The organism is Prevotella sp., from assembly GCF_036570325.1.
Taxonomy (GTDB): domain Bacteria; phylum Bacteroidota; class Bacteroidia; order Bacteroidales; family Bacteroidaceae; genus Prevotella.
Map to the genome: position 1 here is coordinate 1 of NZ_DATCYK010000058.1, position 12,594 is coordinate 12,594.

At 52.4% G+C, this 12,594-nt stretch carries 8 protein-coding genes and 1 pseudogene; all 9 read left to right on the top strand.

Going from position 1 to position 12,594, the window contains the following annotated elements:
- A pseudogene (locus VIR50_RS07600) lies at positions 1–195 on the top strand (DUF5009 domain-containing protein); the annotation flags it as partial.
- Positions 192–1,037 carry a BadF/BadG/BcrA/BcrD ATPase family protein gene (locus VIR50_RS07605; RefSeq protein ID WP_331934547.1) on the top strand — a complete coding sequence of 282 codons (846 nt, stop codon included), beginning with the start codon at positions 192–194 and terminating at the stop codon, positions 1,035–1,037. The pseudogene VIR50_RS07600 and the gene VIR50_RS07605, both read left to right, overlap by 4 nt.
- A 2-nt stretch (positions 1,038–1,039) precedes the next feature.
- A complete protein-coding gene (gene murQ, locus VIR50_RS07610) occupies positions 1,040–1,855 on the top strand; it encodes an N-acetylmuramic acid 6-phosphate etherase (protein WP_331934548.1) in 816 nt (271 codons plus the stop codon).
- A complete protein-coding gene (locus VIR50_RS07615) occupies positions 1,856–3,094 on the top strand; it encodes a CobW family GTP-binding protein (protein WP_331934549.1) in 1,239 nt (412 codons plus the stop codon). It begins immediately after the preceding gene.
- 672 nt (positions 3,095–3,766) lie between these two features.
- Positions 3,767–6,589, top strand: a complete 2,823-nt coding sequence (locus VIR50_RS07620; RefSeq protein WP_331934550.1) for a TonB-dependent receptor — start codon at positions 3,767–3,769, stop codon at positions 6,587–6,589.
- Positions 6,590–6,605: 16 nt separating this feature from the next.
- Positions 6,606–7,865: a DUF4876 domain-containing protein gene (locus VIR50_RS07625; protein ID WP_331934551.1), complete on the top strand. Its 1,260-nt coding sequence runs from the start codon at positions 6,606–6,608 to the stop codon at positions 7,863–7,865.
- Between the two features lie 22 nt (positions 7,866–7,887).
- The gene (locus VIR50_RS07630; RefSeq protein WP_331934552.1) at positions 7,888–9,462 is read left to right on the top strand and encodes a DUF6850 family outer membrane beta-barrel protein; all 1,575 of its coding nucleotides are present in this window, start codon (positions 7,888–7,890) and stop codon (positions 9,460–9,462) included.
- A gap of 20 nt (positions 9,463–9,482) precedes the next feature.
- The gene (locus VIR50_RS07635; RefSeq protein ID WP_331934553.1) at positions 9,483–11,678 is read left to right on the top strand and encodes a HEAT repeat domain-containing protein; all 2,196 of its coding nucleotides are present in this window, start codon (positions 9,483–9,485) and stop codon (positions 11,676–11,678) included.
- A gap of 41 nt (positions 11,679–11,719) precedes the next feature.
- On the top strand, positions 11,720–12,594 hold an 875-nt coding region (locus tag VIR50_RS07640; protein ID WP_331934554.1), incomplete at its 3' end, for an ATP-dependent DNA helicase.

Here is a 12,594-nt window from a genome sequence, read left to right on the forward strand (position 1 = left end):
GCCGACATTCTTCTCATCCCTTTCACCATCATTCCGCTATTCGGCAAGAGCCTGCAAGACAGCCTTGTGACCGACGTGATGGAGCCTTTGCTGGGTACCCAAGCAGCTTCCTTGGCATGGGCGCTGCTCTTCGTGCTCTCCGTATGGGCTTGCGGATATTATCTTTACAAGAAAAAAATCTTTATTAAGTTATGATATTATTAGCAGACAGCGGCTCTACCAAAACCGATTGGTGCGTGGTAGACAATGGTCAGGCTACCCTGACAATCAAGACAAAAGGCACAAACCCCTTCTTCCAAACCGAGGAAGAGATAGCCGAAGAAATCAAGTCATCACTCCTCCCCTCACTTCCCACCACGCAGATTGAGGACGTTTACTTCTACGGAGCGGGCTGTACACCCGAGAAACTGCCCATCCTCGAGGCTGCATTGCGGCGCCATCTCCACATCACAGGCCGTTGTGAAGTGGCTACCGACATGCTTGCCGCCGCCCGAAGCCTATGTGGTCACAAGCCGGGAATAGCTTGTATCATGGGCACCGGTAGCAACTCATGTGCTTATGATGGCGAGAAAATCGTGAAGAACGTGTCCCCCTTGGGCTTCATCCTTGGCGATGAAGGCAGCGGAGCGGTGTTAGGAAAGACGCTGATAGGCGATATTCTGAAGAACCAACTGCCCGCCGACATCGTGAAAGCTTTTCATGAGGAATACCAACTCACCAATGCCGACATCATAGAGCGCGTATATCGCCAGAAACTTCCCAACCGATTCCTCGCCGGTTTCGTGCCTTTCCTTGCCAAACATCTTGACAACGAGGCCGTATATGCGCTGGTAGTCGATGGTTTCCGCCGCTTCCTCGTGCGCAACGTGAAGCAATATGACGGTTGGAATCACTACCCCATAGGCTTCAACGGCTCCATAGCCTACTACTTCAAGCAGCCCCTCGAGGACGCGCTGAAGGCCGAGGGAATGACTTTAGGCAAGATAATTCAAGCCCCGATGGAGGGCCTTGTAGCTTACCACACTAACAAAGAGTAGCCATGGCGTTCGTAAAAATATCGGAACAATCATCGCTTTACGATGATTTGGAGCAGAAAAGTATTCACGAATTGTTGGTCGACATCAACCGTGAAGACCAAAAAGTAGCCCTCGCTACCGAGCAAGCCATCCCCCAAATAGAGCGCCTCGTGGAGCAAATAGTGCCCCGAATGAAGAAGGGCGGACGCATTTTCTACATGGGAGCAGGCACCAGTGGCCGTCTCGGCGTGCTCGACGCGTCGGAAATTCCGCCCACGTTCGGCGTGCCACCCACCCACATCATCGGCCTCATAGCGGGCGGTGATACGGCCCTGCGCAACGCTGTGGAGAACGCTGAGGACGACGAGCAGCGCGGATGGGAGGAGCTTCAAGCCCACAACATCGGCCCTCTCGACACCGTGATAGGCATTGCCGCCTCGGGTACTACGCCCTATGTCATCGGCGCTTTGCGTGAATCGCGGGCCCACGGCATACTTACGGGCTGCATAACGAGCAATCCCGACAGCCCCATGGCGGCCGAATCCGACGTGGCCATCGAAATGATAGTCGGTCCGGAGTTCGTTACGGGCAGCTCAAGGATGAAGTCCGGCACGGGCCAAAAGATGATCTTGAACATGATTTCCACATCAGTCATGATACAATTAGGCCGCGTCAAGGGCAATCGCATGGTCAACATGCAACTTACCAACAAGAAACTGATTGACCGAGGCACACGCATGATCGTGGAAGAGCTTGGCCTCGACTATGAGCAAGCCAAGCGACTGCTGCTGATGCACGGCTCGGTTAAGAAGGCAATAGAACATAGTAAATCTGAATAAATGACCCAAAAAGAACTTCCGGTCTTGCTGCTTACCGGCTATCTCGGCAGCGGCAAGACCACATTACTTAACCGCATACTCACCAACGAGCGCGGAATAAAGTTCGCCGTCATCGTCAATGACATCGGCGAAGTCAACATCGACGCCCGTCTTATAGAGCAAGGTGGCGTCGTAGGACAGAAGGATGACAGCCTCGTAGCCCTGCAAAACGGATGTATTTGCTGCACTTTGAAGATGGATCTCGTAGAACAATTACACGAGATAACAAGCCTTCAGAAGTTCGATTACATCGTTATAGAGGCCAGCGGTATATGTGAGCCGGCACCGATAGCCCAAACCATTTGCAGCATACCTACCCTCGGACCGCAATATATCAAAGATGGTATCGTGCGACTCGACTGTATCACCACCGTGGTCGACGCCCTCCGCATGCGCGACGAGTTCGCCAACGGCGACCGACTCATGCGCGATAACCTCGACGAGGACGACATTGAGAACCTCGTCATACAGCAAATAGAGTTCTGCAACCTTATCTTGCTCAATAAAGCCGCTGAGGTTTCACCCGATGAGTTGGCCCGTATTCGCCACATCATCAAGGCCATCCAGCCCAAGGCCGACATCATAGAATGTAACTACGGCGACGCAGAGCTCGACCTGCTCCTCAACACCCATCGCTTCGATTTCGACCAAACAGCCACTTCGGCCGCATGGATTGACCAAATAGAGAACCATCACGACGACCACGAAGAGGAGGAACACGACGACCACCATCACCATTCCGACCATCATCACCACCACGATGACGACGAACATCACCACGAACACGGCCACCACCATCACCATCATCACCATGAAGAGGGCGAGGCCGAGGAGTATGGTATCGGCACTTTCGTGTATTACCGTCGGCGTCCGCTCGACCTTGCGTGGTTCGATGAGTTCGTGGCCCGCAAGTTCCCGCAGGGCGTTATCCGCTGTAAGGGAATATGCTGGTTCAAGGACGAGCCCCAAACCTGCTACGTATTTGAGCAGGCGGGCAGACAAATGGGCTTGCGCAATGCCGGCCAATGGTACGCCACCATGCCCCAACCCGAGCTCGAAGCGCTCAAAGCACGCGAGGAAGGGCTGCGCCGCGACTGGGACGAAACCTATGGCGACCGCATGCAAAAGCTCGTCTTCATAGGTCAGAACCTCGACAAGGAGGCCATCACCGCCGCCCTCGACGCTTGTCTTACCGACTGATTTCTATCGCGACTCTAAGGCCATGGCCCCTGCCGTAGGCCTCCTCGTGGGTCAAAAGCAAACTGATTTCTATCGCGACTCTAAGGCCATGGCCCCTTGGCGGGCGGCCTATCAACCTACCGAAAGCAGGATTGTCCCCCGTGACAGTCCTGCTTTTATGCTGTTATTTGTAAAGAAAACATCCCTCTTTTTAACACTTCGGGGCCATGCCATTTAGCATTCCGCAGGCCCACTATCAAGCTCCCGATACCTACAAACGTAGTTTCGCTCCGCCCATTTGCCCCCAACTCCTCGCCCAAAGCAGCCCTTTTACCCGGCCAAAAGCCTATTCTTACACCCTCAAAAGCCCACGCTTACCCTGCCAAAGCACTGCTTTCAGGCCGCCAAAAAGCCACGCTCGTTTCCTCTTATATCGCAATCCACTGATTGCCAAATACTTACAAACATCGTAAAAATCGCGTTTTTATCACCTTACCGTTTATCGTTCACGAAATCATCAGCCATCGGCTACGGTTTGTAAAATAAATTACCAATTGTGAATTTCTATAAAAATACCTAATTAATGGTATTGACTCGTAAGATTATTTAGCCTAAATTTGCAAAATAGAAAGTCATAATTTTACATTGCGAAGACTATACTTATTGACGTACATCGAACCAATAATTTTTCAAATGATACATTTCAAGCAACTCCCCTCTATCGTCTTGGGTCTGTTAATGCTCGGAAGTGCCTCGCATCTCCATGCCCAACAGAAGCTAAGGCTTAGCGGTCATGTTTACGAAAACGGCAAACAACCGCTCATAGGAGCCACTATCTCCGTGGTAGATTTCAAGTTTGGCGCCGTGGCCGACGCCGACGGACGTTATCAACTCACCAATGTGCCGCAAGGCAAAGTAAGACTTCTCATTAAATATCTCGGCAAAGAAGACATCGATACCGTAGTAAACATGAGCTCTAACCGCCAAATCGACTTCTTCATGAAGGACGAGAACTTCCGTCTGAACGACGTGGTCGTGGTGGCGCAAACCAAGACTTCGGGCAGCACTACGGCCTCCTTTATCAACCGAAACGCCATAGACCACCTTCAAGCCACCAGCTTGGCCGATATATTGGCACTGGCCCCGGGCGCCATTTCGGGCAATCAAACGCTCGACAAGGCCCGTATGGTAACCGTGCGGGGCGTAAACGACACCCAACTTAACCAATTCAATTCCTTCGGAACGGCCATTTACCAAGACGGGGCGCCCCTTTCGAACAACGCAAACCTCTCTTCGCTCAACCCATCGCTTAACGGTAGCGCCGTGGCTATGGCCGGAGGAGCGTCGGCTAACACCGGTATCGACGCCCGAGGGGTATCGGCCGAGAACATAGAGTCGGTGGAACTGATTCGCGGTATTCCCTCCGTGGAGTATGGCGACCTTACCTCCGGCGCCGTTATTCTCCACACCAAGGCCGGCCGAGAGCCCCTGCGTATCAGTGCCAAGGCCAATCCTAACGTGTACCAAGGCAGCGTTGGTACGGGCTTTGAGCTGGGTCGGCGGGCCGGAGCGCTCAATATCAGCGGCGACTATGCCTACAGCAACAAGGACCTTACGGCCTCTTACGCCTCCTATCAGCGTATTAACGCCAAGGCAACGTACAGCAATACCTTCTTTAATAATCGCTTACGAACCAATACTTCGCTCGGTTTCAGCTATGCGCAAGACCGTATGAAGCAGAATCCCGACCTGCCTCGCGACGTCAGCCGTGGCACTGAGGCGGGTCTGAGGCTCAATACCAACGGCCTGATACAGTTTGATAACAGTTGGATAAAGAACATTCGCTACGTCGTTCAGGGCAGTTATGTCTCCAAACAAAGCATGACCGAGGAAGAAGAAACGGCCGCCAACTCCGTTTACTCGGGCACCACGACCGATGGAACCACCCTTAGCAATCGTCCGGGGCAGCGCGTTTACGACGCCGAAGGCAAGGAGATAACCCATTTCAGCGACGCCGACGTAGCGTCAGGGTACTACGCCCACTACCTGCCCAACGCCTATTTGAGCCACAACGAGATTGATAGTCGGGAGGTAAACCTATTCGCCAAGCTCACCGCCAACTTCTTTAAGAACTTCGGAAAGCTCAATAACGGACTCTTACTCGGTATCGATTTCAAGGCCGATGGCAACGAGGGAGCGGGTACCAAGTGGAGTTTAGACAATCCTCCGGCCCGTTCGGTCTCAAATTATGACGGCAGTTACCGCCCCAGAAGCTATCGAGCCATACCTTATATCAAGACTTTGGGCCTCTTTGCGGAGGAAAACATCGATATAACTCTTGGCCAACGAACCCTTCATTTACAAGGCGGACTGCGCTACGACCACACTTCGGTGGTGGGAGGAGCCCTCGCTCCGCGCGTCAATGCGTCGTTCGACCTCATTCCCAACGTGCTTTCCATCCGCGGAGGCTATGGTATTACGGCCAAACTTCCGTCACTTTTCTACCTCTATCCGCAGCAAGCATACTTCGAATACGTACATCTGAATGAGTTGCCGTTAGAAACCATCCCCGAAAACGAGCGGCTGTTGCTCACCACCACACGCATTGTCGACACGCAGAATCGTGAGTTGAAAATAGCGAAGAACTACAAGAGCGAGATAGGTTTCGACCTTAAATTAGGCAAGAGCAGCCTTAGTGTGACGGCATTCAACGAGCATTTGCGCGATGGTTACGGTCTTGGCAGCACCGTTAATACCTTCCTGCCCTTTAATTACACGCTTTACAAGCGCAACGAGGCCAATCAAATCGTGGCAAACGGCACTTATCCCATCCTTTCTTCTTACTATACGCCGGTCAATCATCGTGATGTGCGCACCCGAGGGCTGGAGTTCGAGCTCAATACGGGGCGTATCGACGCCATCCGCACGGCCTTTCAGCTTAGCGGAGCATGGATGGAAGCTCGCAATTCCTCACGTATGCTCCACTTTTATGACAACTCCAGCAGCCTTCCCAACAAGCGAACGGACATTGCCATCTATGATCCCAAGGATCAGGACGACTTCTACAAGCAGTTTGTCACTACGCTTCGGGCCACCCACAACATACCTCGCATAGGCTTTGTAGTGACCCTTACGGCGCAAGCGGTGTGGAATGAGAGCGAGTGGACGGTATATTATAACGACCAAATACCCATCGGTTATCTGTCGCTCAAGGACGGAAAGCCCTATTATTTTGAAGCGGGCAAGTTCCAAACGGTCGACGACGTGAAGGCCGCCGGTTATGATTATCTGCTCCAAAACGTAAACCATCGCGACGCAAAGAAGGAAACCGTGAGCCCGTATTTCCAATTCAATCTTAATCTAACCAAGGAAATTGGCGACGTGGCACGTATCTCTTTCTTTGCCAATAACTTCTTCCGAAGCTATCCTATCAAGAAAAGTAATCGCTATCCGGGCCAGTTCTATAAGAAGAACAGCGACTTCTACTTCGGTATGGAGCTAAGTTTGAAACTTTAAAACCATCATAGCTACAATGAAAAAGTATATTTATCAAATACTCTGCGCCGTACTTTTGGGCGCCACTTCCTGCTCGGGTTTCAGCGACGCAGCCAACTCCGAGGAGGTAAAACCGCTGCAGATTGACGTCAATCTCAAAGTAGATGTCGACCGATTGGATAAGGTTAAGGAGCTGACTTTCAAGCTCGACAACTATGCCGACGGCTATCATTACACCAAAAAGCTCAACGATGTTAAGGGCGTTTTCGACGATGTGGTGCCCGGTATCTACACGGTTTCCGTGTCGGGTATGGCCTATGACACCGACGGAACGGAGTATTACGTCAACGGAAACGCCGTCAACAAGGCGCTCTTCGACGGCACTACCACGGTCGATATTACCCTTAAAGGCCTCAAGGTGAGCCCGCTGGTCTTCAAAGAGATTTACTATGCGGGTAGCAAAACGCCCTCGGGAACCAATTATTTCCGTGATCAGTTCTATGAAATATATAACAATTCCGACCAAATACAGTACCTCGACGGGCTTTATTTCGCACAACTCTACCCCACGAACGCCACTCGCAAGCTGCCCGTTTGGGAGGGTGGAACCGATGACAACGTATGCTACGGCGAGCGAGTATGGCGCTTCCCCGGCCATGGAACTGACTATCCGCTTCGTCCGGGCGAAAGTATCGTCATCGCACAGTTTGCCACCAACCACCGCCAAGCTATCTATAATCCTGATTCTCCGGTAGATTGTAGCAGCGCGGAGTTCGAGTTCTTCCCCTTCAATAACCGTCTTCCGGACATGCCGGCCACCAATATGGACCACGTGTTTTACGATGGTAAGGCCCAGTTTGGTACCATGCCGCAATTCCTTACCGCCGTTTTTGGCAGTGCCTTTGCCTTGTTCCAAGTGCCCGAGGGTGACAATTGGGACCCCGTAAAAGACAAAAACTATCAGGCAAAAGAGGTTGGTAAGAAGAATATTAAGTGTAAGATACCTATTAATTATATACTCGACGCCGTTGAATGTATCAACAATGAAACCTACGCCGACGCCAAACGAATACCCGCGGCGGTAGATGCGGGCATGACATGGGTGGGCAATACCTACTGCGGATTGAGCGTTTCGCGCAAGGTTATGCGCACGGAGAGCGGCGAAATGCAACGTCGTGACAATGGCGCTTTGCTCTTTCAAGACACCAACAACAGCACCGACGACTTTGAACGGGGCCTGAAACCCGAGCTCCATCGCTATGAAACGGGTGTTCCCCAATGGCATAAAAACAAGTAACCAACCCTCTAAAATGACTGTAATGAAACACTTTGACATACATTTTTATACGCTCTCGCTCCTCTTCTTGGCCTATAGTGGCGGCGCAGGGGCACAGAACGACAGCCCCGACGAGGGCCTTTCGGTGGCCGGAACCGAACTTTTGAAGGATCAAAAGCTATGGTCCAAATCGGGCAACGCTGCCGGAACGGCCTTCGACAACACCCGTAACTACTCCCGGCTGCATATCAATTACGAGTCGGCCACGGGCGACTTCCATCGTGCTTACACCGGAAAGACCGTGCGCGATGCCAATATCTACACCGAAGGTTTCCTTAATTTGGACAAAGTTTTCGTATGGGGAGAGTTCCGTTTCACCCATGAGAACGTGAGCGGAGCCCGCTTCAACGCCTCCATAACCGACCCTTACCGAGGTCAACCCTACTTCGTGGCCGACGACGGACAAGAAAGTGCATGGCGAAACCAGCACTATCACCTGAAGTTTAGGGCTGCCACACCCGTTGTCTTCGGCCGTTTCACCTTCGGATTGGAGGGCACTTACAAGGCGCAAGTGGCCGCCAAGCAACTCGATCCCCGTGTAACGGCACGCTTCTTCACGCTCCAATTGGCCCCCGGAGTTACCTATTCGCTCAACGACCACGACGCTATCGGGGCCCATCTTACCTACGCTTCCGTCAAGGAAGAGTCCGAAATGACCCTCGAGAACAACAAAGTACAGCCCCATTATTACGAACTTTACGGGCTTGGTACGGCCCACCATGGCATAGGAAGCGGTCGCACGACCAACTACTTCGGCAACCGCTGGGGCATAGGAGTGCAATACGGACACCATGATAATGCGTGGGACGTGCTGGCGGAACTTACTTTCAACAAGTATGTTGAGAACAATGAAATCTCTTTTACCACGCCTCGCAAGGACGGATTAGTGGAAGATAAAGCCTTCGGAGCTACCTTTCAGGCCATCCGTCATGGCCAAAAACTCACCCATCAGGCTGATTTGACCCTGCAACATCGGGCCATCAATGGCATAATGTACCTATCCCAACGCGATAACACCGAAGCTAACGCCGGATGGATCATACTCCATCATGACGTAAGATCTACCTTTAAAACGACCGACTTGGGCCTTCGCTACGCCTTGATAGCCAACCGTGGCGCCGAATATGACTGGCGTGCGGACGTTAACGTGGGCTATCGGAAGCACAATGATAAGTTTTTATTACCTTTGTCGACCAAGAACAGCGAGAACATTTACTTGGGATTAGACGCCAAAAAGAACTTTTCCATAGGCCGGTCCATGCACCGTCGCCTCCTCATAGGCCTCAACGCACAATGGAAAAACGCCATTTCAGGCGCTTATAGCTATGGAGGCGCAAACCCGGAGCTTACTCCCGTAACGCTCATAGAGCCACTTGACGAGGCTTACTTGCTATCCGACGCGTGGCGTTGTGGCGCTTTGATCACGTATTCGCAGCTCCTCAAGCCCCATACTAAGGTAAACGGCTACGCCCAAGTGGCCTTTGACTACGCCCATACCCGTGACTTCGACTTCCATCATAGGAGCTGTTTGTCGCTCACTGTGGGCCTCAATTTCTAACATTCACCAACTTTCTGCTTATGAAAAAAACGTTTTTATCATTTATATTGGCCATCGTTGCCCTATCAACACAGGCCCAACAAATCACAAAACCGGGCGTAAAAACGCCTACGAGCTTTGCCATCATCATTGACAAGCAAAGCTATGACAAAACCAAAACTGCCGTCCATGCCTACCGCAGCAGCATAGAGGCCGACCAATTAGGTACTTACTTGGCCGTGGGAGATTGGGAAAAGCCCGAGCAAATCAAGCAACTTCTCATCCAATGGCATGCCGACAAGCGCCAACCTTTGGAGGGAGCGGTCTTCATTGGCGACATTCCCATCCCCATGATACGCGACGGTCAGTACCTCACTTCGGCCTTCAAGATGAATCAAAAGGCTGATTGGAAGGAATCGAGCGTGGCCAGTGACCGCTTCTATGATGACTTCGGACTGAAGTTTCAGTACCTTAAACAAGACCCACAGCGTCCCCTTTACTTTTATTACAGCCTATCATCGGAGAGCAAAACCTACCTTTCGCCCGACATTTATACGGCCCGTATCAAGCCCCTTGAGTTGAAAGGAAAGGACAAGTATCAATTATTGGCCGCCTACCTGACCAAGGCCGCCCGCCTCAAAGCGGCCGAGGCAAACAACCAACTCGACCATCTTACCATGGCCCGGGGCCACTCCTACAACTCCGAAGACCCTTTGGCATGGGCCGGAGAGCAGCTTGCTTTACGAGAACAAATGCCTCAATTGTTCCGTCGGGGCAGCACGGTGAAGTTCTATGAGTTCGACATGATGTACCCCGCAAAGAACCTTTACCTCAACGAAGTGATGAATACCGACCTCGACGTACTGCTGTTTCATCACCACGGAGCCCCCGACACGCAGTATCTCAACGGCTATCCCAACGTGTCGAACATAGGTCCGAGCATTACCAATATCAAATACTACCTGCACGACAAGGTGCTGCGCCGCTCCAAAGAGGTAGGTCCCGACAGTGCCGTTAGCTACTACTCCAAGGCTTTCGACGTACCCGAAAGCTGGTGCCGGGAGGCTTTCGACCCCGCCATTCAGCGAGCTGACTCCCTCGCCGCCGCCCAACAAGACATTTACACCTCAGATCTCAGGGCACTGAAGCTCAACGCCCGCTTCATACTTTTCGACGCTTGCTTCAACGGTTCGTTCCATCAGGACGACAACATTGCCGGCACTTATATCTTCAACGATGGCAAAACATTGGCCACCATCGGCGGTACGGTCAACGCATTGCAGGACAAATGGCCCGACGAATTCATCGGATTGCTTGCCACCGGCATGCGTATAGGCCAATTCAACCGCTTCAACGGCTACCTCGAAAGCCATCTCATAGGCGATCCCACCTTGCGTTTCAAGAACAACAGCGCCATAGATTTTGACATCAACGCTGCCCTCACGCTCCATCACATGGACGCCAAATACTGGCGACCGCGGCTCCGTTCGTCCCTGCCCGACGTGCAAGCGATGGCCCTCCGTCAGCTTTGGATGGCCCGAGAGAAGGACATGAGCAGCCTGCTAAGGCAGACTTATGAGCAGTCGGACTACTTTGTCGTGCGCATGGAAGCCGTGAAACTCTTGGGACTTTACTACCCCGAAGCCGCCGTCGAGGTGCTAAAACAGTCGCTCAACGACAGCTATGAGCTGGTAAGACGCCTATCGGCCATCTACGCCGAGCGTATAGGCGCACCTCAATTGGTACCCTCCATCGTTAAAACTTTCTTGCAACGGGGCCACGAACCACGCTTGGGTTTCCAACTGATGGGCAACATCGAGGCCTTCGACAGCCAAGCCTTGCAACATGAACTCGACCGCCAGCTCCCGGCATACACCCTTTACAGCGACACCGTTGTCAACGAACTGCGCTCCATTATTCATCAGGCACCGGTCCGTTATCGGCAAACCGTGGCCGAGATAGCCGACATGAGCAGCAAGCCCGCACGCCGACGAAACGCCATTTTGCGCTTCCGCAACGTGCCGAGGGCCGCGATGATCGACCCCATCTTGGCCACTATCAATAATGAGAAGGAAGACCTCGACGTACGAATCCACGCCATTCACACCCTCGGATGGTATGATACGCACTATAAGCGACGCTACATCATGGAGCAATTACAACGGTTCAAGACCGATAATCCCATGCTTCAGGACGAGATAAGGCGCACTGTCAACCGCCTATCGAGCCGTCCGTAGCATTCCGTTTTCCCCATTCCTATTCTTTAAACACTATTCAAATGCAACAAAATGAAGAACTCAAGCAGGCTTGGGACTTCGTGGAACACACCGGAAAAAGCATTTTCCTCACCGGAAAAGCAGGCACCGGAAAGACCACTTTCCTACGTGCCATCCAATCAAACAGCACCAAACGCATGGTCGTCGTGGCTCCCACGGGCGTCGCGGCTATCAATGCAGGCGGCGTAACGATACATTCTTTCTTCCAATTGCCGCTCTCTCCCTTCGTGCCGGGCGTCAAAATGGAGAGCCGTTACGACTTTAGCGAGGAGAAACGCAAGATAATTCGCACGTTAGACCTGCTCATCATCGACGAGATAAGTATGGTACGGAGCGATTTACTCGACGCCATTGACGCCGTGTTGCGCCGCTATCGTGACCACAGCAGGCCCTTCGGAGGCGTGCAACTGCTCATGATTGGCGACCTGCAACAGCTAACGCCCGTCGTAACACCCGAAGACGAGCGCCTCTTGGCTGACCATTACGCCACTCCTTACTTCTTTGGCTCAAAGGCGTTGAGCGCCATCGACTACGTGACCATCGAACTCCGACACGTTTATCGACAGCAAGACCGTACTTTCATCGACCTGCTCAACCACATCCGTGATAACCAAATAACCGACAATGACCTTGCTTTGCTCAACAGCCGGTACGTCGCCGACTTTCATCCGGCGGCCGAAGAGGGCTACATAAGGCTCACCACGCACAACGCCAAGGCCAACAATTACAACACGCAAGCGCTCAAACGGCTCGACAAAGCGTCGTTTACCTATCGTGCGGAGATTGACCGCGACTTCCCCGAATCGACCTTTCCCACCGATGAAGAGCTGGAACTGAAGGTTGGGGCACAAGTGATGTTCGTGCGCAACGACCCCTC